This is a genomic window from Phenylobacterium sp. NIBR 498073 (assembly GCF_027286305.1).
Classification (GTDB): Bacteria; Pseudomonadota; Alphaproteobacteria; order Caulobacterales; family Caulobacteraceae; genus Phenylobacterium.
Genome location: NZ_CP114599.1, coordinates 3894427 through 3917215 on the forward strand (window position 1 = coordinate 3894427; position 22789 = coordinate 3917215).

General features: G+C 70.0%; 24 protein-coding genes and 1 pseudogene. 12 read left to right on the plus strand and 13 right to left on the minus strand.

Features of this window, described 5'->3' with window-relative positions; genetic code table 11:
• The first annotated feature begins 3 nt into the window (after nucleotides 1-3).
• The 3 genes from pal to tilS all read left to right on the plus strand — a co-directional run bounded on the left by pal (nucleotide 4) and on the right by tilS (nucleotide 2729).
• Nucleotides 4-552 (plus strand): peptidoglycan-associated lipoprotein Pal, encoded by a 549-nt coding sequence (pal, locus tag O4N75_RS19340; RefSeq protein ID WP_267234422.1) that lies wholly within the window; start codon nucleotides 4-6, stop codon nucleotides 550-552.
• Nucleotides 553-675: 123 nt separating this feature from the next.
• Nucleotides 676-1512 (plus strand): tol-pal system protein YbgF, encoded by an 837-nt coding sequence (gene ybgF, locus O4N75_RS19345; protein WP_269627062.1) that lies wholly within the window; start codon nucleotides 676-678, stop codon nucleotides 1510-1512.
• Nucleotides 1509-2729 carry a tRNA lysidine(34) synthetase TilS gene (gene tilS / locus O4N75_RS19350; protein WP_269629393.1) on the plus strand — a complete coding sequence of 407 codons (1221 nt, stop codon included), beginning with the start codon at nucleotides 1509-1511 and terminating at the stop codon, nucleotides 2727-2729. Before ybgF ends, tilS begins: the two co-directional genes overlap by 4 nt.
• Here the strand turns inward: tilS and O4N75_RS19355 are convergent.
• The gene (locus tag O4N75_RS19355; RefSeq protein ID WP_269627063.1) at nucleotides 2726-3559 is read right to left on the minus strand and encodes an alpha/beta hydrolase; all 834 of its coding nucleotides are present in this window, start codon (nucleotides 3557-3559) and stop codon (nucleotides 2726-2728) included. The genes tilS and O4N75_RS19355 overlap by 4 nt on opposite strands.
• A 103-nt stretch (nucleotides 3560-3662) precedes the next feature.
• Between O4N75_RS19355 and O4N75_RS19360 the strand changes: the two genes are divergently transcribed.
• A complete protein-coding gene (locus O4N75_RS19360; RefSeq protein ID WP_269627064.1) occupies nucleotides 3663-4073 on the plus strand; it encodes a hypothetical protein in 411 nt (136 codons plus the stop codon).
• Nucleotides 4074-4106: 33 nt separating this feature from the next.
• Here the strand turns inward: O4N75_RS19360 and O4N75_RS19365 are convergent, their stop codons facing one another.
• The 4 genes from O4N75_RS19365 to O4N75_RS19380 form a co-directional block, all read right to left on the minus strand.
• Entirely contained in the window at nucleotides 4107-4760 is a 654-nt protein-coding gene (locus tag O4N75_RS19365; RefSeq protein ID WP_269629394.1) for a M23 family metallopeptidase, read from the minus strand.
• A gap of 311 nt (nucleotides 4761-5071) precedes the next feature.
• A complete protein-coding gene (locus O4N75_RS19370; RefSeq protein ID WP_269627065.1) occupies nucleotides 5072-6493 on the minus strand; it encodes an NAD(P)(+) transhydrogenase (Re/Si-specific) subunit beta in 1422 nt (473 codons plus the stop codon).
• Nucleotides 6494-6508: 15 nt separating this feature from the next.
• The gene (locus O4N75_RS19375; RefSeq protein WP_056022909.1) at nucleotides 6509-6826 is read right to left on the minus strand and encodes a proton-translocating transhydrogenase family protein; all 318 of its coding nucleotides are present in this window, start codon (nucleotides 6824-6826) and stop codon (nucleotides 6509-6511) included.
• 14 nt (nucleotides 6827-6840) lie between these two features.
• Complete coding sequence (locus O4N75_RS19380) at nucleotides 6841-7974, minus strand: Re/Si-specific NAD(P)(+) transhydrogenase subunit alpha (protein WP_269627066.1); 1134 nt, start codon at nucleotides 7972-7974, stop codon at nucleotides 6841-6843.
• 247 nt (nucleotides 7975-8221) lie between these two features.
• Between O4N75_RS19380 and O4N75_RS19385 the strand changes: the two genes are divergently transcribed.
• Both O4N75_RS19385 and O4N75_RS19390 read left to right on the plus strand, forming a co-directional pair.
• Nucleotides 8222-8626 carry a hypothetical protein gene (locus tag O4N75_RS19385; RefSeq protein ID WP_269627067.1) on the plus strand — a complete coding sequence of 135 codons (405 nt, stop codon included), beginning with the start codon at nucleotides 8222-8224 and terminating at the stop codon, nucleotides 8624-8626.
• Between the two features lie 3 nt (nucleotides 8627-8629).
• Nucleotides 8630-9529, plus strand: a complete 900-nt coding sequence (locus tag O4N75_RS19390) for a hypothetical protein (protein ID WP_269627068.1) — start codon at nucleotides 8630-8632, stop codon at nucleotides 9527-9529.
• A 70-nt stretch (nucleotides 9530-9599) separates the two neighbouring features.
• Here the strand turns inward: O4N75_RS19390 and O4N75_RS19395 are convergent, their stop codons facing one another.
• From O4N75_RS19395 to O4N75_RS19405, 3 genes are all read right to left on the minus strand, one after another.
• Nucleotides 9600-9833 carry an aa3-type cytochrome c oxidase subunit IV gene (locus O4N75_RS19395; RefSeq protein ID WP_267234007.1) on the minus strand — a complete coding sequence of 78 codons (234 nt, stop codon included), beginning with the start codon at nucleotides 9831-9833 and terminating at the stop codon, nucleotides 9600-9602.
• A gap of 90 nt (nucleotides 9834-9923) precedes the next feature.
• The gene (locus tag O4N75_RS19400; protein ID WP_269627069.1) at nucleotides 9924-10988 is read right to left on the minus strand and encodes an alpha/beta hydrolase; all 1065 of its coding nucleotides are present in this window, start codon (nucleotides 10986-10988) and stop codon (nucleotides 9924-9926) included.
• 4 nt (nucleotides 10989-10992) lie between these two features.
• Nucleotides 10993-11466, minus strand: coding sequence for a PaaI family thioesterase (locus O4N75_RS19405; protein ID WP_269627070.1), 474 nt, complete (start codon nucleotides 11464-11466; stop codon nucleotides 10993-10995).
• 150 nt (nucleotides 11467-11616) lie between these two features.
• On the opposite strand from O4N75_RS19405, the gene O4N75_RS19410 reads away from it, so the two are divergent.
• The 3 genes from O4N75_RS19410 (at nucleotide 11617) to O4N75_RS19420 (ending at nucleotide 15198) form a co-directional block, all read left to right on the plus strand.
• Nucleotides 11617-12114 (plus strand): DUF3617 family protein, encoded by a 498-nt coding sequence (locus tag O4N75_RS19410; protein WP_269627071.1) that lies wholly within the window; start codon nucleotides 11617-11619, stop codon nucleotides 12112-12114.
• 274 nt (nucleotides 12115-12388) lie between these two features.
• Complete coding sequence (locus O4N75_RS19415; protein ID WP_269627072.1) at nucleotides 12389-13828, plus strand: amidohydrolase; 1440 nt, start codon at nucleotides 12389-12391, stop codon at nucleotides 13826-13828.
• The gene (locus tag O4N75_RS19420; protein WP_269627073.1) at nucleotides 13828-15198 is read left to right on the plus strand and encodes an amidohydrolase family protein; all 1371 of its coding nucleotides are present in this window, start codon (nucleotides 13828-13830) and stop codon (nucleotides 15196-15198) included. The genes O4N75_RS19415 and O4N75_RS19420 overlap by 1 nt, the downstream gene beginning before the upstream one ends.
• A gap of 144 nt (nucleotides 15199-15342) precedes the next feature.
• On the opposite strand, the gene O4N75_RS19425 is transcribed toward O4N75_RS19420, so the two are convergent.
• Nucleotides 15343-15609, minus strand: a complete 267-nt coding sequence (locus O4N75_RS19425; RefSeq protein WP_348649507.1) for a LysR substrate-binding domain-containing protein — start codon at nucleotides 15607-15609, stop codon at nucleotides 15343-15345.
• A gap of 170 nt (nucleotides 15610-15779) precedes the next feature.
• Nucleotides 15780-15896, minus strand: a pseudogene (locus tag O4N75_RS19430) (glycoside hydrolase family 3 C-terminal domain-containing protein); the annotation flags it as partial.
• Nucleotides 15897-15920: 24 nt separating this feature from the next.
• Here O4N75_RS19430 and O4N75_RS19435 point away from each other — a divergent pair.
• Nucleotides 15921-16103 (plus strand): hypothetical protein, encoded by a 183-nt coding sequence (locus O4N75_RS19435; protein ID WP_269627075.1) that lies wholly within the window; start codon nucleotides 15921-15923, stop codon nucleotides 16101-16103.
• Between the two features lie 15 nt (nucleotides 16104-16118).
• On the opposite strand, the gene O4N75_RS19440 is transcribed toward O4N75_RS19435, so the two are convergent.
• The gene (locus O4N75_RS19440) at nucleotides 16119-17813 is read right to left on the minus strand and encodes a class I adenylate-forming enzyme family protein (protein ID WP_269627076.1); all 1695 of its coding nucleotides are present in this window, start codon (nucleotides 17811-17813) and stop codon (nucleotides 16119-16121) included.
• A 115-nt stretch (nucleotides 17814-17928) separates the two neighbouring features.
• Here O4N75_RS19440 and O4N75_RS19445 point away from each other — a divergent pair, with 115 nt between their 5' ends.
• Nucleotides 17929-19164 carry an acyl-CoA dehydrogenase family protein gene (locus O4N75_RS19445; protein ID WP_269627077.1) on the plus strand — a complete coding sequence of 412 codons (1236 nt, stop codon included), beginning with the start codon at nucleotides 17929-17931 and terminating at the stop codon, nucleotides 19162-19164.
• A 178-nt stretch (nucleotides 19165-19342) separates the two neighbouring features.
• A complete protein-coding gene (locus tag O4N75_RS19450; RefSeq protein ID WP_269627078.1) occupies nucleotides 19343-19930 on the plus strand; it encodes an NADPH-dependent FMN reductase in 588 nt (195 codons plus the stop codon).
• On the opposite strand, the gene O4N75_RS19455 is transcribed toward O4N75_RS19450, so the two are convergent.
• A complete protein-coding gene (locus tag O4N75_RS19455; RefSeq protein ID WP_269627079.1) occupies nucleotides 19927-20874 on the minus strand; it encodes a DUF5996 family protein in 948 nt (315 codons plus the stop codon). The genes O4N75_RS19450 and O4N75_RS19455 overlap by 4 nt on opposite strands.
• A gap of 10 nt (nucleotides 20875-20884) precedes the next feature.
• Nucleotides 20885-22675, minus strand: coding sequence for a M3 family oligoendopeptidase (locus O4N75_RS19460; protein WP_269627080.1), 1791 nt, complete (start codon nucleotides 22673-22675; stop codon nucleotides 20885-20887).
• Nucleotides 22676-22789 lie beyond the last annotated feature (114 nt).

The following is a 22789-nucleotide window of genomic DNA, read 5'->3' on the forward strand; positions in this document are numbered from 1 at the left end:
AACGTGCAAAGCTTCAGTATCAAGCACGCCCTGCGACTGAGCCTGGTTGCAGCCGCCGCCATCTCGGTCACGGCCTGCGCCTCGCGCCCGAAGCCGGCCCCCGCGCCGGAACCGACGCCCGCGCCGGCCCCTGCGCCCGCCCCGGAGCCGGCCCCCGCGCCGCCGCCGACCTCGTCGGTGATCCCCGGTTCGGTACAGGACTTCACGGTCAACGTCGGCGACCGCGTCTATTTCGACCTCGACAGCTACAGCGTCCGCGCCGACGCCGGCCCGCTGCTCGACGCCCAGGCCGCCTGGCTGGTGCGCTATCCGAACGTCCAGATCCGCATCGAAGGCAACGCCGACGAACGCGGCACCCGTGAGTACAACCTCGCCCTCGGCTCGCGCCGCGCCAACTCGGTGCGCGAGTACCTGGTCCAGCGCGGCGTCCAGCCGTCGCGGATCTCGACGGTCTCGTACGGCAAGGAAAAGCCGATCGACGCCGGCGCCAACGAGGAAGCCTACCAGCGCAACCGGAACGCCCACACGGCGATCACCTCGGGCGCTCAGTAAGCGACGTTGCTGAACGTTTGCGGGAGGGGGCCTTCGGGTCCCCTCTTTGCATTTGCGCTCTACTTTACGCCTCCCACCGAACAGCCCCATTTTGGCCGTCCGTTCCTGCAGATGATGTCGACTATGAAGCTTGCCCGTCTCGCCCTGCCGCTCGCCCTCGCCCTGATCGCCTCCACCGCCGTGGCCCAGGTCCCGATGGATCCGCTGGACGCCCGCGACGCCCGCCGCCTCGACCGCATGGAACAGGTGATGCGGGAGCTGCGGGCCATCGTCTTCCAGGGCCGCGACACCGGAAAGCCGGTCGTCGTGCAGCCGGCCGAGACCGACTACCAGCTCCAGGAGGTCAGCCGCCGCCTGGCCGACATGGAACAGACCATGACCCGGATGACCGGCGACCTGGAGAACGCCGGCCGCCAGGCCGAGCTCGCCAAGCGCGAGGCCGAGGCCCTGCGCGCCGAGAACAAGTCGCTTTCCGACCGCATCGCCAATCTTGAGAGCGGGGCGCTGGCGGCGACCGGCTCCGCGCCGGCAGACGGCGGCCTGGCCGGCGGCCCGGCGCCGAACACGGGCCTGTCGGCCGGCGAGGCCTTCAGCCAGTCGCGCCAGGCGATGCTGGCCGGTGACTACGCCGTCGCCGAGGCCGGCTTCCGCGACTATGTCTCGGCCTATGGCGACAGCGCCAAGGCGCCCGAGGCCCGCTACTGGCTGGGCAAGACCCTGACCGCCCGGGGCGCCCACGCCGACGCCGCCGGCTCCTACATCGCGGCCATCCGCGGCTGGCCGCAGACCAGCTGGGCGCCCGACGCGGTGCTGGAGCTCTCGCGCGCCCTGATCGCCCTCAAGAAGCCGGCCGACGCCTGCCAGACCCTGGCCGAGCTGGCCCGGCGTTATCCGAAGGCCTCGACCACCGTGCAGACCCGCGCGGCCCAGGCCCGCACCCAGGCCAAGTGCTCGGGCTGAACGACCTCGCCGCGGTCGTCGGCGCCGTCCTCGACCGCCGGCTCGACCCCGGCTCCGCCGCGCCGATCGCCGTCGCTCTCTCTGGCGGCGGCGATTCCCGCGCCCTGACCCTGATCGCCGCCGACTGGGCCCAGGCCCGCGGTCGCCGGCTGGCGATCCTCACCGTCGATCATGGCCTCAATCCCGACAGCGCCGGCTGGACCGCCGACTGCGCCGCGCTCGCGGTGCGGCTGGACGCCAGCTTCCACCCGCTGTCCTGGACCGGCGAGAAGCCCGCCCAGGGCCTGCCGGCCGCCGCCCGCGCCGCCCGCCACCGGCTGCTGGCCGACGCCGCCCGCGCGATCGGGGCGTCCGTCATCCTGATGGGCCACACGGCGAGCGACCTGGCCGAGGCGGCCGCCATGCGCGCCGAGGGCTCGACTACCCCCTCGCCGCGCGAGTGGGCCCCTTCGCCGGTCTGGCCCGAAGGCCGCGGCGTCTTCCTGCTGCGCCCGATGCTGGCGGTCTCCCGCCAGCAGGTCCGCGACTGGCTGGGCGAGCACGGCGAGAGCTGGATCGACGATCCGGCCAATGACGATCCGCGCTTCGCCCGCGCACGCGCCCGTCTCGCCGGCGCCGAAGCTCCCGCCCCGCCCGAACCGCCGGCGCCGCAGCTGGCCGCCCTCGCCACCGCCGCCGAGGTCGACGCCGCCGGCGTCGTCACCCTGCCCCGCGGCGACCTGCCGCCCCGGCTGGTCGCCGCCGCCGCCCTCTGTGCGGCCGGAACCGCCCGGCCGCCGCGCACCGACCGGCTGGCGCGGATCATCGAGCATCTGGCCCGCGAGGAGCCGTTCATCGCCACTCTCGGCGGCGCGCGGATCCAGGCCAAGGAGGGCAGGGTGCTGTTCATGCGCGAGCCGGGAGAGCTGCTGCGCGCGGGGCTCGCCGGCGAGATGCTGGCGCCGGGCGAGCAGCTGGTCTGGGATGGCCGCTTCGAAATCACCACCGAGCGGGTGGCGGTGATCGCCCCCCTGGCAGGCCACGCGGCCCAGTTGCCGCCCGCTCAGCGCGCGGCCCTGCGCGCAATCCCGGCCCGCGCCCGCGCCGCCCTGCCGGTCGTGCTCGACGGCGCGGCGGTCGCCTGTCCGCTGCTGGAAGAAGCACCGGGCCTGACGATCCGCAGCCTGGTGCGCGAACGACTGCTCGCCGCCTGCGGCGTGGTGGTGCGCGAGCGCTAACGCCCCACCGTCGTCAACACGTGCTCAATCCCGGCGACAATCGGGTCGGCGAACGCCTTGCCCAGCAGGTTGGCGTGGTTGGCGCCGCTGACGTGCTCGACATAGCCGTGCTGCGACAGTTCGGCGGGCACGACCTGCAGCGCCTTCAACCGCGCCTGGGTGCTCGCGCCGCCCGCCGTCACCACCGCCACCGGCAGCTCGGGGGCGAAGCGGCCGGCCTCGCGCCCCTGGCCTGAGGTGCGCGGCCAGTTCTGCACTTCCTCGGCGGCCCAGCGGGTGTGGGCGGCCGAGCCGTAGACCCGGCGCTTTTCCTTGCGCGCCTCGCCCTCCAGCCCGATCAGGTCGCCGATCACCAGCGAGACCGGCCGCATGAAGCCCGCCCCCGACCAGGCGCCGACCAGCTTCATCGCCCCGCGATAGGCATGGATGCCGGCCGCCGCACGGCGAACTTCCAGCATCTCCGGCGTCACTGCGTCGACCAGCACCACGCCCAGCACGCGCTCGCGGTTGCGCGGCACGAACACCCGCGCCATCAGCCCGGCCATCGAGTGGCCGGTGTAGACCACGGGCCCGCCCTCCCCCAGATGCGCCAGCAGCGCCTCCAGGTCGGCGGCGATGGCGCGGCCGTCGCGCGGCTCAGGTCCGGGGTCGGAATAGCCCAGGCCCGCGCGGTCGTAGGCCAAGCTGCGCAGGCCCTTGGCGGCCAGCTTCTCCTGCACCACCGCCCAGTCGGCGGCGCAGCCGAAGGCGCCGCATTCCAGCACGATCAGGGGGCGATCGGTCTGCGGTCCGGCCGGCGTGGCGCGGATCCGCCGTCCGCCAATGTCCACCAACCGGCCCCGGGACGGGTGAAAACGCTGGGCCGTCATCTGCATACCTTGAGCATCCCCCCAATCTAGTCGAGGTTGCCGGCCAAACTAGGAGTCGGAGGGAATGTTGAAGGCGATCTTGCGAACGGCCGTGGGCGTCGTGCTGGGCCTGATCGTCGGCCTGCTGATTATTCTGGCGGTCGAGGGCGTCGGCCACACCATCTTCCCGCCGCCGCCGGGCGTGAACCTGACCGATCCGGCCCAGCTCGACACCGCCATGGCCAGGATCCCGACGCCTGCCAAGTTCGCCGTGCTGCTCGCCTGGTTCCTCGGCACGCTCGGCGGCGCCTCGGCGGCCAACCTGATCGCCGGACGCCGCGCCTGGGCCGGGCGCATCGTCGCCCTGATCGTCCTGGCCCTGTCGATCTTCAACATGACCAGCATCCACCACCCGGTCTGGATGGCGGGTGGGGCGCTCGCGGCGATCCTGTTCGGCGGCTTCGTGGCCGACCGCGCGTTCGGCCGGCGGCGCTAGAGCCCCTTACGATGGACCATCGCGGGACAGGGCCTAGCCGGCGACCCGCACCTTCTTCGGATAGTAGGCCGCCGTCTTCATCGGCAGCTGCTCGGCGGTGGCGAACTCGCGGCCGATGAAGGCCGTCGGATTGAGCGGCGTCTCGCCGCGGCGGATCTCGAAGTGAAGGTGCGGCCCGGTCGAGATCCCGCTCGACCCGATGCGGCCGATGATCGTCCCGCCGCTCACCTGTGTCCCGGCCTTGGCCCCGCGCTCGATGCGCCCGAGGTGAGCGTAGAAGCTGGTCAGCCCGCCCTCGTGCTTGACCTCGACGAAGCGGCCGTAGGACGCGCTGGTCCCGGCCCGCACGATCACGCCGTCCTCGACCGCGGCGACCGGCGTGCCCGACGGCGCAGCGATGTCGACCCCGCGATGCAGTCGCCCGTGGCGCTCCCAGGGCATGCGGCGCAGGCCGAACGGCGAGTTGACCTGGTGGCCGGCCACCGGCTCGCCGAATGTGAACTCCGGCGGCGGGGGCGGCGGCGGCGGAACCTCGGCGATCGCCTTGGCGTAGGCCGGCGGCGGCGGCGCGCGCGGCGTAATCAGCGTGGTCGCATAGGCCGCGGTGACGACGCTCAGGGTCAGGGCGACCGCAAGCAGGCCCTCGACCCAAAAGTGGCGCATGCCGCCATGCGCGGCCAAGCTCATCGAATTCAAGAAGCGACCTCTTCCAGTACAGTCGAGCTATACGAACGGCCACTAGAGGTTATGTGGCCCAGCTGCGACGACGCCCCACGCTGCAGGGAAGCTGATATGCCGCCCTTGTATCCTAAAACTCATCACGCCGATGAACTTCATGTGGCGCACATTGTCGCGCCACGGAACCTTCCACGGATTGCTGCCACACCTATAGGCGATGCTTTTGGACTACTCAGCTTGACTTTAGCGCGCGCCACCCAACGAAAAGGGCGCGCCCATCGCTGGGCGCGCCCCTCCGCAAGGACCTTGATGCTCGACGATCAAAGGCCCTTCAGGATCCCCTCGACCATCTTCTTGGCGTCGCCGAACAGCATCATCGTGTTGTCGCGGAAGAAGAGCTCGTTCTCGACGCCGGCATAGCCCGAAGACATGCCGCGCTTCACGAACAGGACGGTGCGGGCCTTTTCGACGTCCAGGATTGGCATGCCGAAGATCGCCGAAGTCGGATCGGTCTTGGCCGCCGGGTTTGTGACGTCGTTGGCCCCGATCACGAAGGCGACGTCCGCGGTCGAGAACTCGGAGTTGATATCCTCCAGCTCGAAGACCTCGTCATACGGCACGTTGGCCTCGGCCAGCAGCACGTTCATGTGGCCCGGCATCCGGCCCGCGACCGGGTGGATGGCGTACTTCACGTCGACGCCTTCCTCCTTCAGCTTGTCGGCCATTTCGCGCAGGGCATGCTGCGCCTGGGAGACGGCCATGCCGTAGCCCGGGACGATGATCACCTTGGACGCGTTCTTCATGATGAAGGCCGCATCGTCGGCCGACCCTTGCTTGACCGGCCGGGTCTCGACCTTGCCGCCGGCGCCGGCCGCGGCGCTGTCGTCGGCCCCGAAGCCGCCGAGGATCACCGAGATGAAGCTGCGGTTCATCCCCTTGCACATGATGTAGCTGAGGATCGCGCCGGACGAGCCGACCAGGGCCCCGGTGATGATCAGGGTGACGTTCTCAAGCGTGAAGCCCAGCGCCGCCGCGGCCCAGCCGGAATAGCTGTTCAGCATCGACACCACGACCGGCATGTCCGCGCCGCCGATCGGGATGATCAGGGTGACGCCGATCAGCAGCGCCAGGGCGAAGATGCCCCAGAACGCCCAGATCGCCGTGCCGCCGCTCATCACCAGCACCACGATCAGGCCGACGATGGCGAGCGCGATGAGGATGTTCAGCAGGTGGCGGGCCGGCAGCAGGATCGGCGCGCCGCTCATGTTGCCGTTCAGCTTGGCGAAGGCGATCACCGAGCCGGTGAAGGTGATGGCGCCGATGGCCAGGCCGAGGCTCAGCTCGATCAGCGAGGTCATGTGGACGTGGCCGTCGGGCGTGGCGATGCCATAGGCCTGCGGCGTGTGGATGGCGGCGACCGCCACCAGACAGGCGGCCATGCCGACCAGGCTGTGGAAGGCGGCGACCAGCTGCGGCATCGAGGTCATGGCGACCTTGCGGGCGATGACCGCCCCGACCGCGCCGCCGATGGCGACCCCGCCGAGGATCAGGCCCAGGGTCAGTCCGTCCAGCTTGCCCTGCCCCCAGAGGGTGGCGAGCGCGGTGCCGACGGCGATGGCCATGCCGATCATGCCGTTGCGGTTGCCCGCCTGGCTGGTGGTCGGCGACGACAGGCCCCGCAGGGCCAGGATGAAGAGGACGCCTGAGACGATGTAGGCGATGGCGGCGAAGTTAGCGTTCATATCCCCCCGCTCCCCTTACTTTTGCTTCTTCTTGTACATGGCCAGCATGCGCTGGGTGACGAGGAACCCGCCGAAGATGTTGACCGCCGCGAAGGCCGCGGCGACGGCGCCGGCTCCCTTGGAGATCAGCACGTTCTGGGTCAGCTCGCCGTCGGTTCCGCTGGCCGCGGCGGCCAGCAGGGCGCCGACGATGATCACGGACGAAATGGCGTTGGTCACCGCCATCAGCGGCGTGTGCAGGGCGGGCGTCACGCTCCAGACGACGTAGTAGCCCACGAAGATCGCCAGGACGAAGATCGCCAGGCGGAAGACGGTAGGATCGACAGCTTCCATCGGTGCGGCTCCGGTCAGGCGGTCAGGTTGGGATGGACGATCGCGCCGCCCTGGGTGACGAGCGCGGCCTTCAGGATTTCGTCCTCGTAGTCGGGGGCGAACTTGCCCTCCTTGTCGAGGAACAGCCCGGAGAAGGCGAACAGGTTACGGGCGTAGAGCGCGCTGGCGTCGGCGGCGATGCGGCCCGGCAGATTGGGCTTGCCGAGGATCTTGGCGCCGTTGGCCGTGGTCACGACCTCGTCCAGCTTCGCGCCCTCGACGTTGCCGCCCTGCTCGATGGCCAGGTCGACCAGCACCGAGCCCGGCTTCATCGACGCGACCTGCGCGGCGCTGACCAGCTTGGGCGCCGGGCGGCCGGGGATCAGGGCGGTGGTGATGACGATGTCCTGCTTGGCGATGTGGCTGGAGACCAGCTCGGCCTGCTTGGCCTGGTACTCGGCGCTCATCTCCTTGGCGTAGCCGCCGGCGGTCTGGGCGTTCTTGAACTCCTCGTCCTCGACCGCCAGGAACTTGGCGCCCAGGCTCTCGACCTGCTCCTTGGTGGCCGGGCGCACGTCGGTGGCGGTGACCACCGCGCCCAGGCGCCGGGCCGTGGCGATGGCCTGCAGGCCGGCGACGCCGACCCCCATCACGAACACCTTGGCGGCCGCGACCGTGCCGGCCGCGGTCATCATCATCGGCAGCGCCTTGCCATAGGCCTCGGCGCCTTCGATCACGGCGCGATAGCCGGCGAGATTGGCCTGCGACGACAGCACGTCCATGACCTGCGCGCGGGTGATCCGCGGCACGAACTCCATGGCGAAGGCGGTCGCGCCCTTGGCGGCCAGAGCCTTCAGGGCGTACTTGTCGACATAGGGATTCAGCGTGGCGGCGACGATCGCGCCGGCCTTCAGCGCGGCGATCTCCTCGTCGACGGGGCTGCGCACCTTGAACAGGATGTCGGCTTGGCCGATCGCGTCCTGGGCGGTCTTGGCCAGGGTCGCGCCGGCGGCGGCGTAGTCGGCGTCGGGATAGCTGGCGGCGGTTCCCGCGCCGGCCTCCACGGTCACCGCAAAGCCGGCGCCGATCAGTTTCTTGACGGTCTCGGGGGTCGCGGCCACGCGCGTCTCCCCCGCGCGGCGTTCCTTGGTGACGGCGATTGTCGTCATGCGCCCCTTATCCCCCTACTCGTTCCCTACCTGACGGGGACCATAGAGGCCGCCGCCAGCCGTTGTCCAGCGACCGCAGCGCAACATTCAAACAATTGTTTGGCGACGAACCCCTTTGGCTTTCAAGGTTTGTCGATGGCTCGTCGCCTCCCGTCGAACCGCCGTCCGCGCCGGTCGAAGCGCGGCTGACGGGCCCCCTCATCCGCGTCACCGGTTCACCGCTCAAACCAGAAAAAGTCGGTGACCTGTGAAAAGAACTGCACTTGTCCTATCGGCCGCGCTCTCGCTCGCGGCCGCCGCCGCCCCGCCCGCCCTGGCCGGCGGCGCCATCCGCCCCGGCGACGAGGCGCTGAGCTGCGAGGCCCTCTCCGCCGAGGTCGGCAAGCTGGAGGACGCGCAGGCCCGCCGCGCCCAACGCGCCGAATCCGGCCGCAAATTCATGGGCTTCGCCGGCTCGACCCTGGCCGCCGTCGGCCCGTCGATGATCGCCCGCGCCGACGCCGGCGAGGCGACCCTCCTCGCCCAGCACGCGATGCGGGCCGCGGGCGCGCAAGCGGCCTCGGCTTCCGGCGACAGCGCCCCGCCGCCGGCCGGGCCCCAGGCGCGCCGTCTGGAGCGCGTCCGCTCCCTGATGACCGAGAAGGGCTGCTGACCTGTGCGCCGGCTCCTCCTGACCGCCGGCGCCCTCGCCGCCGCCAGCCCCGCCCTGGCCGAGCAGAGCCCGGCCTCCGCCGCCGCCAAGGGCCGCATCGCCCCGTTCAGCGTCCAGGTGATCGGCGCCCTGCCGCCCGCCGAGGTGAAAGCCTTCACCGCCAAGGCCGGGACGATCGTCGACAAGGTGCTGGCCACCCCGACCTTGCACCAGCCGCGCGGCTTTTCGATCACCCGCTCGCTGACCATCGACAGCCCGCCCAGCGAGCAGCCGCAGGGTCAGCCGTTCCTCGGCCGCGTCACCATGATCCCGCAGATGATCAATCTGGAGGCCGGGGCCAAGCCCGACGCGGCCGGAGCCTATATGGGCCGGCTGGAGGGCCCGACCTTCCAGATCCGGTTCAATAACCTGGCGGCCATCTACCCCAACGACAACGGAGACCGCCTCGACCAGCCGCGCGACCTGCCGCTGAAGATGGCCTCGATCCAGGGCTTCCCGGTATTCCAGGTCGGCATCCGCCAGGTGATCCTGATCGCCAAGCGGGGCCGCCAGCCCTATGCGCCGATGACCAAGGGCCAGTACCTGGATTGGCTGGCCAAGGAGATCCCTGGCGACACGCGCCTGGCGCCGACCCGGGCGTCCCTGACCGGGCCGCAGCTCGCCGCCCCGGCCTGCGCCAGCTCGCGCCTGCGCGAGGTGTTCGGCGACTGCGCCAAGGGCGCGGCGCCCTATGTCCGCCTCAACCCGGACTATTTCGACAAGGGCGCGCGCAAGGGAGCCGTCCAACTGGTGGCGATCTCGACGCCGATCCCCGGCGGCCACGGCCACAAGATCCTGGAGCCCAAGCTCAAGGCCGCCGCCGCGGAGCTGGACCTGGCCTCGATCCAGGCGCTGCTGGACTAGCTCACGAACGCAAAAAAGCGGACGCCGTCGCCGGCGCCCGCCTTTTTCAGATCAGACTGGTGAGTCGCCCTTAGTGGGCGTCGTCGCCGCCGTGCTCGCGCAGCACCAGGAAGCCGCCGACCGAGATGATCACGCCGACCGCCAGGGCGCCGACGAAGCTGGTCGGGGTGCAGAACACCAGCACCAGGAACACCAGCAGCGCGGCCAGCGACAGCGAACCCCACTTCGTCAGCATGACGAACAGGTGGTAGGTCGAGGTCTGCTCGTGGATGTCCATGTCGCCGCGGTGGTATTCGGAAGCCATGGCGGGGCCGTCTCTCTCTTCGAAAATTCTGTTGTCGCCGGACCTACACGAACCGTAGGCCGGCCTCAAGGGTTCCTGGCGCGGCCTGTGTCAGCCCGGCCACACCGCCAGCAGCGAACGCAGCGCCGCCACCAGCGCCAGCGGCTGGTCGACCATGACGTGGTGGGCCGAGTCGGGGATGGCGATTTCCAGGATGTCGTCGGGCAACGGCGTGGTCTGGCCCTCGACCTTGCGAGTGATGATCACCGAGCGGTCGCCGAAGATGTGCGCCAGCGGCACGTCCACCTTGGGCTTCCCGCCGACCATCATCTGGTTCATCGCCGTACGGTCGAGCTTGTTCCACATGTTCGGGTCGAACCGCCAGGTCCAGCCCTCGCCCGAGCCGTCCTCCATCGGCGCGCGCTTCAGCGAGCGACGGGCGATGAAGTCGGCGATGAACAGGTTGCCGGCGGCCTGCGGCGGCATGAACCGGAAGCGGGCCAGCGCCGCCTGGATGGTCGGATAGACTTTCTGCGCGCGGTCCGGGGTAGGGATGTTGGCGACCCGCTTGGCCTGCTCCTCCATCATCCGCTTGCCTTCGGGGCTGTCGGCCGGCGGCCCGCCGAAGCCGACGTCGACCATGACCGCCGCCTTCATCCGCTCGGGATGGGCCGCGGCGGCGAAGAACACCTGGCTGCCGCCGAACGAGTGGCCGACATAGACCGGCTTGCCCGCCGCATAGAGCCCGGCCGCCTGGGCGCAGGCCTCGGCGTCCTCGGCGAAGTCCTGGAAGGCGTAGGTCTCGCGCCAGTCCGAAGCGCCCATGCCGGCCAGCGACATCGAGGCCACGCGGTAGTCCTTGGCCAGGTAGGGCGCGATGAAGCTCCACCAGTCGGCGTGGGCCGAGTTGCCGTGCACCAGCAGCAGGCCGGGCTTGCCGACCTCGCCCCAGGTCAGCAGTTCGAGCTTGCTGCCCTTGGAGGTAACGAAGCTGCGCTCCGGCTCCTGGGCGATGGCGTCGAGGAACCAGGCCGGTGCGTCCGGCTCGCGGCCGCGGAACGGCAGCAGCGGGGCCTGGACTTCCGGCGGCAGGCTGCCGGGCTCGCTCGGAACCGGGCGATCGTCGTCATAGTAGCCGACCGGCGCGCCTTCCTTGATCGCGGGATCCATCGCCATGGCCTTACTCGCCCCTCTTTTCCCGCTCGCCCGCTTTGCGCTGGATCGAGCGGATGCCCTTGTAGACGCCGGTGCCGGTCATCAGCGTGCGCTCGGCGCACCAGATGCGGCCACGGACGGTGAACACGTCGTCCTGTTCGGCGATGATCTCGCTGGAGCCCTCGATCCACTCGCCCATGTGGCCGCCGGAGAGGAAGTCGGTGGTCAACCGCACCGTCACCCAGCCGATCTCGCGCTGGTTGGAGATCACCCGCCCCCAGGCCATGTCGGCGAAGCTCATGAGCATGCCGCCGTGGCAGTTGCCCATGCCGTTGGCGTGGTGCTCCTCGACCCGGAACGCCATGATCTCGTCGTTCGTGACCGGGTCGCGCTTGGAATAGAACGGGCCGACGGTGCGGCCGAAGCCGCGCTGCCAGAGGTTGATTACAAAGCCGTCGGGAACGACGGCGGCCTGCACTTCGGTCAGATCGTCGGACATCGTGCGATGCTGATGAACGGGCGTTTGAAAAATGGCAAGCGCCGAAACACCCGAGCCGCGCCGCATATTCCGTGGCGCCATGGTCGCGCTTCGTGCGTTGTGGCTTGGCCGATGCGCCCTGGGGGTGGTCGGACCAACATGGAGAAACGCATGCGTATCGCACTCAGCCTGGCCCTGGTCGCCGTCCTGGCCGCCGCCTGCTCCAAGAAGGAGGAAGCCGCCAAGGCCCCGGAGGCCGCCGCCCCCGCCGCGCCGGCCGCGCCGGCCGCTCCCGCCCTCGCCGCCGCTGACCTGGAGGGCCCCAAGCCCGGCAAGTGGAAGATGACCACCACCCTGTCGGCCGCCCCCAAGCCGGTCACCGTCGAGACCTGCGTCGCCCAGACCAGCTTCAAGGACATGGACGCGGCCAAGCAGAAGGCCGGCGTCACCTGTACCGAGCAGTCCTATCGCCGCGATGGCGCCGACATCGTCGGCCACAGCGTCTGCACCATCCAGGGCGGCATGAAGGTGATCACCGACAGCCGCATCTCCGGCGACTTCACCAGCCGCTACACGGTCGACGCCAAGACCGTCATGGACCCGGCCCCGACCCCGGCCATGAAGGAAACCACCATGAAGATCACCGCCGAACGTATCGGCGACTGCTGACCAACAAGCGTGTCATCCCGGTTTGCGAAGCAAGACCGGGACCCATTCGCACCTGACCTTCGGGTTGCTTGGCGCGGCTGCGCCGCATCCTGATCCCTCCGGCGTTCATGGATCCCGGTCTTCGGCTGCGCCGAAACCGGGATGACGCCTCAAGCGAGGAAAACCCGCCCCCGCCTCGCCCGGCTTCGTCGTAAATTCGTCCGCCCAGCCTTCCCCGCGGCGCAGGTTCCGTCCTATCGTCCGCGCCAGTTCGTAGGGGATGGGTTCCTTCAAGATGAGAGTTCTGACGACGGCGGTCGCGGTGTTCGCGGCCGCGGCCCTCAGCGGTTGCGCCACCACGGCGGCGACCTCCATCAAGCCGGCCGCCGGCGACGCCGCCAAGGCCAGGTCCCTGCCCAAGGGGCTGGATTCCGGGCGCGGCGAGGACGCCTACGCCTCGACCTACCGGCCGCTGCCCAGCCGCCCGACCGCCCTGGTGGGCGCGACCATCTTCACCGGGACCGGCGAGAAGATCGATGGCGGCGTGGTGCTGATCCGTGACGGCAAGATCGAAGCCGTCGGCGCCGCCATCGTTCCCCCGGCCAGCTACGACGTGATCGACGCCGCCGGGAAGTTCGTCACCCCCGGCCTGATCGACGCCCACTCGCACCTGGGCGTCTATCCCTCCCCCGCCGTGCCGGCCCACTCGGACGGCAACGAGCTGACCGACCCCAACACCGCCGGTGTCTGGGCCGAGCATTCTGTCTGGCCGCAGGACCCCGGCTTCAACCTGGCCCGCGCCGGCGGCGTCACCACCCTCCTGGTGCTGCCCGGCTCGGGCAACCTGATCGGCGGCCGCTCGGTCACCCTGCGCAACATTCCGGCCCGAACCGTCCAGGACATGAAATTCCCCAACGCGCCCTACGGCCTGAAGATGGCCTGCGGCGAGAACCCCAAGCGCGTCTACGGCAGCCGCAACCGCGCCCCGTCGACCCGCATGGGCAACGTCGCCGGCTACCGCAGCGCCTGGATCAACGCCGCCGACTACGCCCGCAAGTGGGACGACTACCGCGCCAAGGCTGACCGCGGCGAAAAGGCCGAGCCGCCCAAGCGCGACCTGCAGCTGGAAACCCTGGCCGGCGTGCTCAAGGGCGAGATCCTGGTCGAGAACCACTGCTACCGGGCCGACGAGATGGTCCAGATGATCGGGATCGCCAACGAGTTCGGCTACAAGATCACCGCCTTCCACCACGCGTTGGAGGCCTACAAGATCGCCGATATCCTGGCCAAGGAAGACATCTGCGTCGCCACCTGGGCCAACTGGTGGGGCTCCAAGCTGGAGGCCTGGGATGCGGTCGAGGCCAACGCCCCGATGATCCACGCCGCCGGCGGCTGCGCGATCATCAAGTCTGACGACCCCGACGTGATCCAGCGGCTGAACCAGGAGGCCGCCGAGGCGCTCGCCGCCGGTCGCGCCGCCGGCTACCAGATCACCGAGGGCGAGGCGATGAAGTGGATCACCCTCAACCCGGCCAAGGCCATCGGCCTGGAGAAAGAGACCGGCAGCCTGGAGCCCGGCAAGCGGGCCGACGTGGTGCTGTGGGACAAGAACCCCTTCTCGATCTACGCCAAGGCCGAGCGCGTCTATCTGGACGGCGGCCTCGCCTATGACCGGCGCGACCCGCGCTACCAGCCCAAGTCGGACTTCGAACTCGGCCAGGGAGCGGGCCGCTGATGCGTGAGCTTTTCGTTAGCCTGGCGGCGCTGGCCGCCGCCGTCGCCGGCCCGGCGCTCGCGCAGAGCGTGGCCATCACCAATGCCCGCGTCCTCACCGCCGGTCCGGCCGGCGAGATCGCCCACGGCCTGGTGCTGATCGACAAGGGCAAGATCACCGCCGTCCTCGACCAGACCACCGTCCGGTTGGCGTTCGCGCCTGGCACGCAGGTGATCGACGCCCAAGGCGGCGTCGTCACGCCCGGCTTCATCGCCCCCAACGCCCTGCTCGGCGCCGTCGAGGTCCGCTCGCTCGGTGACGACGTGGTGGCCAACAATCCCGACATCGGCGCGGCCTTCGACGTGCAGTACGCGCTGAACCCGGCCTCGACCCTGATCCCTGTGGCGCGGATGGCCGGCATCACCCGGGCCGTCGTCACCCCGATCTCGGCCGGCGGCGGAGGCGGCGGCGCCGACTTCCACGCCGACGACGGCGAGGAGCTGATGACCGCGGGCGGCGGCGGCGGCACGAAGTCCGCGGCCCTGTTCGCCGGCCAGGCCGCCGTCATCCACCTGGGCGAGGCGACCGACATCCTGGTCAAGCCCAAGGTCGGCATGGTGGTGCCGTTCGGCGACGGCGGGGCCAATGTCGCCGGCGGCGCGCGCGGCGCCGAGATCGTCGCCCTGCAGACCGCCTTCCGCGACGTGCGCGACTACATACGCAACCGCGCCGCCTACGACCGCGCCGGCGTGCGCGACCTGGCGCTGTCCAAGACCGACCTTGAGGCCCTGATTCCGGTGGTCGAGGGGCGGATGCCGATCATCGCCGTGGTCCACAAGGCCTCGGACATCCGCGCGGTGCTCAAGTTCGCCCGCGAGGAAAAGATCAAGGTCATCCTCTCCGGCGCCGAGGAAGGCTGGATGGCGGCCCGCGAGATCGCCGCCGCCGGCGTCCCGGTCATCGTCGACCCGTTGTCGGACCGGCCCGAGACCTTCCAGACCCTAGGCGCCAGCCTGGAGAACGCCGGCAAGCTGCACGCGGCCGGCGTCACCGTGATCCTGCAAGGCAGCGGCGGTGCCCACCGCATCCGCGAGCTGCGCTACAACGCCGGCAACGCCGTGTCCTACGGCATGCCCTACCAGGCGGCGCTGGCGGCGATGACCATCAATCCGGCCAAGGTGTTCGGGCTCGCCGACCAGGTCGGCTCGCTGGAGCCGGGCAAGGACGCCGACCTGGTGATCTGGACCGCCGACCCGTTCGAGCCGCTCAGCCAGCCGACCGCAATCTTCATCCGCGGCCAGGCCCAGCCCCTGACCTCTCGCCAGATCGAACTGCGCGACCGCTACAAGGACCTCTCGGGCCCGTACCCGGTCGCGTATCCCAAGCCCTGACTGTCATCCCCCCGCTCACCCCGGCGAAAGCCGGGGCCCAAGCTGGATTGCAGCTCGCGATACGGCCAGGCCGCTTGGATCCCGGCTTTCGCCGGGACGAGCGGAGGAAGGGCCGCCGTCAGATGCCCCCCTCTGCGGGAGGAACTAAGTTCCCCGCCCCCGCTCGGCATGGATGAAGTCGATGAACGCCCGCAGCGGGGCCGGCACATGCCGGCGGCTCGGATAGTAGAGCGACGGTCCCGGAAACGCCGGCGGCCAGTCCTCCAGCAGGCTGACCAGCCGGCCGGCCTCGATGTCCTCGCGCACATAGCCCTCGAACGCCGCCCAGAACCCGACCCCGTCCAGGGCGGCCCGCCGCTGTAGCGCCACCTGGGTCGAGACCAGCCGCGGCGCGAGATCCATCCGCACCACCTGGCCGTGGCCGAGGTCACCGTGTTCGGCGTGCCGGACGAGCGGCTGGGCGAGGAGGTCGGGCCCTTGTGCTGCTGCACGTTCGGGAACGAGGTCGGCAGGGTCTTCCCCTCGACCGGCGGGCCGAAGATCATGCCCGGGATCTCCGGGCGGACCAGGTCGGCGACGTCGCGGGGGAAGCTGATCGGCAGCCGGCCCGAGGGATTCACCTCGCCGAACAGCACGCGGGCGATGGCCTCGCCGCCGCGCGCGCCCGGATACCAGGCCTGCAGCACCGCCGCGACGCGGCGCGCCGGAACATCGAGACCCTGATGGCCGCCGGCCACCTGCCGCGCATGGAGCCGCGACGGCTGATCTACATGATCGCCGCGGCGGCGCAGGCGCCCTTCACCCTGGCGGGCGAGTTGCGCCTAGCCTACGGCGTCGACCCGATGACCCCGCCCGAAGGCGAGGCCCACGCCGACGCCGTAGTCGCCGCATTCGTCCGCGACTAGGTCGCCCGCGTTGGGTCAGAGCGCCTTTTCGGGGTTCAGCGTCTCGCGCAGCTGGCGCTTGAGGAACTTTCCGCTGGCGTTGCGCGGCAGCGGGTCGTTCATGAACCACAGGTAGCGGGGCACCTTGTGCTTGGCCATCAGGCCGATCAGGTGCTCGCGCAGCTCCTCGGGCGAGACCATCGCGCCGGGGCGCAGCAGCACTGCGGCCCCGACCTCCTCTCCCAGCCGCTCGTCCGGCACGCCGAACACGGTGACCTCGGCCACCGCCGGATGGCGGAAGATCCCGGCCTCGACCTCGGCGCAGTAGACGTTCTCGCCGCCGCGCAGGACCATGTCCTTCTTGCGGTCGACGATGAAGATGAAGCCGTCCTCGTCGATCCGCGCCACGTCGCCGGTGTGCAGCCAGCCGTCGGTGATCGACTCGGCGGTCGCCTCGGGGCGGTTGATATAGCCCTTGATGACCGGCGCGCCCTTGACCCACAGCTCGCCGACCTGGCCGGCCGGCACCGCATTGCCGTCGTCGTCGACGCACTTGGCTTCGAAGGCCGGCATGGCCGGGCCGCAGCTGTCGGGCTTGTCGACGAAGAAGTCGGCCGACACCGCGGTGATGATCCCGCACGTCTCGGTCATGCCGTAGCCGGTGTTCGGCCGCGCGGTCTTCACCGCCCCGTCGATCTTGGCCACCAGGTCGGGCGGCAGCTGCGCGCCGCCGCCGCCGAGGGTCAGCAGGCTGGAGGTGTCGGTCGTCGCGAAGTCGGGATGGTTGATCACCTCGCGGGCCATGGTCGGCACGCCGCTCATGGCGGTGATCTTCTCCTTGGCGATCAGGCGCAGCGCCTCGCCGGCGTCCCAGCGGTACATCAGGACAAGCTTGCCGCCGCCGGCGGTCACGGCGTAGGCGCCGCAGTTGTTGGCGGTGACGTGGAACAGCGGCGTGGTGATCAGCGCCGCCGGGATCGGCGCGTCCTCGGGGTTGGGGACCACGCCGGTGGCCTTGGCCACGGCCAGCGCTTGGACCTGGCCCGAGAAGCCCATGTTCATCAGGTTGGCGATGCAGCCGCGATGGGTCAGCTGCGCGCCCTTCGGATTACCCGTGGTGCCGGAGGTGTAGAAGATGCAGGCGTCGGCGTCCGGATCGACGCTGACCTGCGGCATCGCCCCGCCGCCGGCGATCACCTCGGCATAGGGAATAACGCCCGCCGGCGCCTCGGTGCGCACCGCCACCAGCTTTGCGCCCTGCGCCATGGCCGGGCGCTCGAGAATGCGGGCCAGGCGCTCGACGTCGGCGAAGATCACCTTCGGCGCGGAGTCCTTGATCGCGTACTCCATCTCGTCGGTCACCCACCAGGCGTTCATGCCGACCGCTGCGACGCCGATCGAGAGGCAGGCCCAGTAGAGCAGCATCCATTCGGGATAGTTGCGCATGGCGATCGCCACGCGGTCGCCGGGCTGGACGCCCTGCGCGAACAGCCAGGCGGCGATGGCGTTCACCTGGGCGTGGGCCTGAGCGTAGGTCAAGCGGTCGTTCTCGTAGACCAGGTAGTCGCGGTCGCCATAGGCGGCGGTCGAGAGCCACAGCTCGCGCACCGACGGCGGCGCGTTCTTGTACATGCGGATGTTATTGCCGCGCACCGGGATCTCGACGATCTCGAACGGGGCGCCGGGCGCCGTCAGCTCAGACCAGGCCTGCTTCAGCTCTCGATAGTGCATGGACTCCCCAATTGTTTGATCACCGGCCGCGTCGAGGCGGACGGCGGGACTTGCCTTACGACACGACAAGCGCCGACGCTGCGGAACGCAAGGACAAAACAGGGAGATAGGCGCCGTGGCGATTGATTTCGAGATTCCGGAAGATGCGAAGGCCGTCCGCGCTCGCGTCCGCGAATGGGTGGAGCAGGAGTGCATTCCCGCCGAGGCCCGCCTGAAGGACAAGGAGTCGTTCCAGGCGGTGCTGGCCGAGCTGCGGACCAAGGCCCGCGCCCAGGGCCTGTGGCTGCCCTTCATCCCCACGGAGTACGGCGGCATGGGGCTGGGCCCGCTGGCCAACGCCCTGGTGCAGATGGAGCTCGGCCGCAGTCACCTCGGCGCGCTGTCGATGAACAGCCAGGGTCCCGACGACGCCACCATGCTGACCCTGCTGGCGCACGGCACCGAGCTTCAGAAGGAAAAGTTCCTCAAGCCGCTGCTGAACGGCGACAAGCGCGTCTGCTACTCGATGACCGAGAAGGCTTCGGGCGCCGACGCCACCGGCATGCGCACCACCGCGGTCAAGGACGGCAACGAGAACTACGTGCTCAACGGCGAGAAGTGGTTCTCCTCGGCCGCCAGCGCCGCCGACCTCGCCGTGGTCATGGCCCGCACCGACCCCGACGCCCCGCGCCACCAGCAGTTCTCGACCTTCATCGTCGAGCTGCCCAACCCCGGCTACGTCATCAAGCGCGACATCAAGACGATGGCCGTGGAGGGCCCACTGTCGCACATCATGGGCGGCGGCCATTCCGAGATCGAGATCAAGGACCTGGTGATCCCGGCCGAGAACCTGCTCGGCGGCGAGGGCCAGGGCTTCAACATGGGCCAGCACCGCCTGGCCTACGGGCGCCTGCGCCACGGCATGCACAACGTCGCCATGGCCCAGCGGGCGCTCGACATGGCCACGGCTCACGTCACCCAGCGCTCGACCTTCGGCAAGCCGCTGGCCGAGCGCCAGGCCGTCCAGTTCATGCTCGCCGAGTGCGCCAGCGAGCTCTACATGGCCCGCCTGATGCTGCTGCACATCGCCTACAAGGCCGAGCGCGGCATGGACCTGCGGCAGGAGAACTCCATCGCCAAGGTGTTCCTCGCCCACATGGTGCACAAGGTGGTCGACACCGCGATCCAGCTGCATGGCGCGCTCGGCTACAGCCAGGATACGCCGCTGGCCAGCTGGTACACCCACATCCGCTCCCAGCGCCTGGTGGACGGGCCGGACGAGGTGCACCGCTGGACCGTGGGCCGCAACGTGATCAAGGCCTACCAGCAGTTCGGCACCACCGCCTCGGCGGCCGGCGGCGACCTGCTCTAGAGTCGGCATTTTTCGAGGGTGTCATCCCGGCAAGCGCCCAGCGCTTGTCCGGGCCCCATTCGCGCCGTGTAGAAGATGCGGCGACGTCTTGCCGGAGACGGCGTGATCAGGTGTTCATGGGGCCCGGACTTCCGCGGCTGCGCCGCTGCATCCGGGATGACAGCATGTTGGAGAGTCCATGACCGACACCGCCACTCCGATCCGCATCGTCGGACTGGCCGGCAGCCTTCGCTCCGGCTCGTTCAACGCCCAGCTGCTGCGGGCGGCCGCACGGGTCGCGCCGGCGGGCGTGCAGATCGAGGTCGAGACCATCCGCGGCGTGCCGCTCTACGACGGCGACGTCGAGGCGGCCGAAGGCCTCCCCGCTCGGGTCACCGAGCTGAAGGACAAGATCGCCGCGGCTGACGGCCTGTTCCTGGTGACCCCCGAGTACAACAACTCGATCCCCGGCGTTTTCAAGAACGCCATTGACTGGCTGACCCGGCCGGCCAGCGACATCCCGCGGGTGTTCGGCGGCAAACCTGTGGCCTTCATCGGCGCCTCTCCCGGCGGCTTCGGCACCATCCTCAGCCAGGAAGCCTGGCTGCCAGTGCTGCGCACCCTTGGAACCCAGCCATGGTTCGGCGGCCGGCTGATGGTTTCGCGGGCCCACAAGGTGTTCGACGAGGGCGGCGCGATCCTCGACCCGGCCATCGAGGAGGCGCTGAAGTCATACGTCGCCGGCTTCGGCGGCTTCGTGCGCGAGGTGAAGGCCGGGCGCGGCTAACAGCTGCGTGGCACGCCAGGCGCGCCGAACGCGCACTCCAACTCGGCCCGCGGCCAGTCGCCGGCGTCGGCGGCCGCGACATAGGTCGAGATAAGAAATTCGGCGAGCGCCGCGTCGGGATCCGGCGCCGACCGCACGGCGTCGTAGGGCAGGACGAACTCGCCCAGCCCCTCGTGGAACGCTGCCTGCGCCGGCCGCACCTTGGCCTCGCGAAACCCCTTCGGCTCCGGGTAGGCGTAGGCATAGAAGGCCGGGTGTTCCACCAGACCCCCGCCGGGCCAGAAGCCGGCGCTGGCGACCTCGTGCGAGTAGGCTTCGCGCGTGACGCTGTCTGGCAGGTGCGGGATTCCGCCCGGATGCGGCGGCGCCGTCCGTCCCGAGAACCGCGTCACCGCCAGGTCGAACGAACCCCAGAACAGGTGCACCGGGCTGACCTTGCCGAGGTATCCGGTGCGGAATTCCTGGAACACCCGCTCGATCCGGATCAGCGCCTGCCACAGCCTCCAGGCCGCGTCGGCGTCATAGACCCGGATCGCCGAGTCTTGAAGGAACGGGACCGGGTTGGGGATCTCGTTGGGGACGCCGTTGATGCGTACCGGCGCGCCGGTGCGCGACAGCATCTCCTCCACCGCCCGATAGACGTGCGCGATACTCTGCCCGGCCAGCGGGATTTCGCCGAGAAAGCCGTTGCTGGCCCGGCAGCGCAACTGGTGCTCGACGAAGTCGAACTCCAGGTCGAACAGGCCCCCGGCGTTGGGGACGGGCGAGGTGGTGAGCCCGCGCGGCGAGACGTAGAGCGCCACCTGCCAGCCGTGATTGACCCAGGGCGCGCAGGCGGTGCGCGCCTTTCCGACGATCTGGCTCATCAGGTGCAGGGTCTCGAAGGTCGCGCGATCCTGCGTGTAGTCGAGGGCTGGCCAAGGGTTCGATGTCGCCTCGGCCATGGCCCGCTCCTCACACCAAGTCGTCGAACTCGTCGACGAGCCGCTCCAGCTGGCTCATGCCCGCGGCCCAGAAAGCCTTCTCGCGCGGGTTCAGCCCAAACGGCTTTAGCGCCTCGACATAGGTCCGGGTTCCGCCGGCGGCGAGCAGGTCCTCATAGAGCGGGGCGAACGCGACCGGGTCCTCGCGGCGCTTCTCCATCAGCCCGCGCACCAGCAGGTCGCCGAACGCGTAGGCATAGACGTAGAACGGCGCGTGCACGAAGTGGCTGACATAGGCCCAGTAGTGCTCGTAGCCGGGGTTCAGCTTCACCGCCGGGCCGAGGCTCTCGGCCATGACTTCCAGCCACAGGGCGCTGATGTCCTCGGGCGCCAGTTCGCCCTCCTGGCGCATCGCGTGGAACTGGGTCTCGAAGCGATGGAAGGCGATTTGCCGGACCACCGTGTTGAGGCCGTCCTCGATCTTGCCCGCCAGCAGGCCCATGCGCTCCTGCTTTGAGGCGCCGGCCAGCAGCCGCTCGAAGACCAGGCCCTCGCCGAAGATCGAGGCGGTCTCGGCCAGGGTCAGCGGGGTGTCGGCCAGCAGGGTGCCCAGCGGCGCGCACAGCGTCTGGTGCACGGCGTGACCCAACTCGTGCGCCAGGGTCAGGACGTCCCGCCGCTCGCCCATGTAGTTCATGAACACATAGGGGTGCCGGTCGGCGGTGACCGGGTGCGAATAGGCGCCGGACTGCTTGCCCGGGCGCGGCCGCGCGTCGATCCAGGGATGGGTGAAGAAGGTCTGGGCCGTGTCGGCGAACTTCGGCGCCAGGTCGGCGAAGCTTTCCAGCACCATGCCGCGGGCCTCGTCCCAGCCGTAGGTCCGCGGGGCGGCGGTGTCGAGCGGGGCGTTGCGGTCCCAATAATCCAGGGTCTTGCGGCCCATGACCTTGGCCTTCAGCGCATAGTAGCGATGGCTGACCGAAGGATAGGCCTCGACCACCGCGGCCTCCAGCGCCTGGACGGCGTCGGCGTCGACCTCGTTGGCCAGGTGCCGCGAGGCGGCGGGATCCGGGTACTTGCGCCAGCGGTCCTCGACCTGCTTTTCGAAGGCCAGGGTGTTCATGGACAGCGCCAGAACCGGGGTGCGTTCCTCCAGCGCCTTGGCCAGGCCCTGGGCGGCCTGCTTGCGGCGCGCGCCGTCGGGATCCGACAGCCGGTTCAGCGCCTCCGACAGGGTCAGGTTCTCGCGTCCGACCTTCGCCGTCAGCCGCGCCAGGGTCTCGTCGAACAGGCGCGTCCAGTTGGCGACCGCCGGGCCGCGATCGATCAGCAGCCGCTCCAGATCGGCGGTCAGCTCATGCGGGCGCGACAGCCGCACCCGCCGCATCCACGGCCGCCAGCGGGCGGCGGGCGGATGGGCCTTGAAGGCCATCTCGATCTCGCTGTCCTCGAGTTGGTTGAGCTCGAGCGTGAAGAACAGGCTGTCGGCGGCGATCTGCGAGGAGCGCGCCCGCAGGTCGGCCTCGAACTTGGCCCAGGCCGGATCGTCGCGCGCCACCGACGCCGAGAGCGCCGCATAGGCGCCGACGCCCCACAGGCCGTTGGTGGCCTTTTCGTACAGCCCGATGCCGTGGTCGAGCACCTCGCCCAGGTGCCGCGGGTCGGTGCGCAGGGCGGTGAAGCGTCCCTTCAGCTTGACCAGTTCGTCATTGGCCGCCTTTGCGGCGGCCAGGTCGGCCTCGATCTTCGGATCCTCGCGCCCGGCATACAGGTCGGCGAGGTTCCACTCGGGCAGGGTGTCCAGTTTCACGGGAGCGTTCATGCGGGCACAGATAGACCCTCGGCGGCAGGGTCGCCACCTCCACTCGTCATACTAGGCCTTGTGCTTAGGATCCCTCTCTCAGCGACACCGGCTCTGCAGTTAAAGCGGCGACGC

Excerpts from the sequence above, each read along its gene's own strand:
- ybgF (WP_269627062.1), top strand. The coding sequence starts at position 676 with ATGAAGCTTGCCCGTCTCGCCCTGCCGCTCGCCCTCGCCCTGATCGCC.
- O4N75_RS19360 (WP_269627064.1), top strand. The coding sequence starts at position 3,663 with ATGTTGAAGGCGATCTTGCGAACGGCCGTGGGCGTCGTGCTGGGCCTG.
- O4N75_RS19365 (WP_269629394.1), bottom strand. The coding sequence starts at position 4,760 with ATGAGCTTGGCCGCGCATGGCGGCATGCGCCACTTTTGGGTCGAGGGC.
- O4N75_RS19370 (WP_269627065.1), bottom strand. The coding sequence starts at position 6,493 with ATGAACGCTAACTTCGCCGCCATCGCCTACATCGTCTCAGGCGTCCTC.
- O4N75_RS19375 (WP_056022909.1), bottom strand. The coding sequence starts at position 6,826 with ATGGAAGCTGTCGATCCTACCGTCTTCCGCCTGGCGATCTTCGTCCTG.
- O4N75_RS19380 (WP_269627066.1), bottom strand. The coding sequence starts at position 7,974 with ATGACGACAATCGCCGTCACCAAGGAACGCCGCGCGGGGGAGACGCGC.
- O4N75_RS19395 (WP_267234007.1), bottom strand. The coding sequence starts at position 9,833 with ATGGCTTCCGAATACCACCGCGGCGACATGGACATCCACGAGCAGACC.
- O4N75_RS19400 (WP_269627069.1), bottom strand. The coding sequence starts at position 10,988 with ATGGCGATGGATCCCGCGATCAAGGAAGGCGCGCCGGTCGGCTACTAT.
- O4N75_RS19405 (WP_269627070.1), bottom strand. The coding sequence starts at position 11,466 with ATGTCCGACGATCTGACCGAAGTGCAGGCCGCCGTCGTTCCCGACGGC.
- O4N75_RS19410 (WP_269627071.1), top strand. The coding sequence starts at position 11,617 with ATGCGTATCGCACTCAGCCTGGCCCTGGTCGCCGTCCTGGCCGCCGCC.
- O4N75_RS19415 (WP_269627072.1), top strand. The coding sequence starts at position 12,389 with ATGAGAGTTCTGACGACGGCGGTCGCGGTGTTCGCGGCCGCGGCCCTC.
- O4N75_RS19420 (WP_269627073.1), top strand. The coding sequence starts at position 13,828 with ATGCGTGAGCTTTTCGTTAGCCTGGCGGCGCTGGCCGCCGCCGTCGCC.
- O4N75_RS19435 (WP_269627075.1), top strand. The coding sequence starts at position 15,921 with ATGGCCGCCGGCCACCTGCCGCGCATGGAGCCGCGACGGCTGATCTAC.
- O4N75_RS19440 (WP_269627076.1), bottom strand. The coding sequence starts at position 17,813 with ATGCACTATCGAGAGCTGAAGCAGGCCTGGTCTGAGCTGACGGCGCCC.
- O4N75_RS19450 (WP_269627078.1), top strand. The coding sequence starts at position 19,343 with ATGACCGACACCGCCACTCCGATCCGCATCGTCGGACTGGCCGGCAGC.
- O4N75_RS19455 (WP_269627079.1), bottom strand. The coding sequence starts at position 20,874 with ATGGCCGAGGCGACATCGAACCCTTGGCCAGCCCTCGACTACACGCAG.
- O4N75_RS19460 (WP_269627080.1), bottom strand. The coding sequence starts at position 22,675 with ATGAACGCTCCCGTGAAACTGGACACCCTGCCCGAGTGGAACCTCGCC.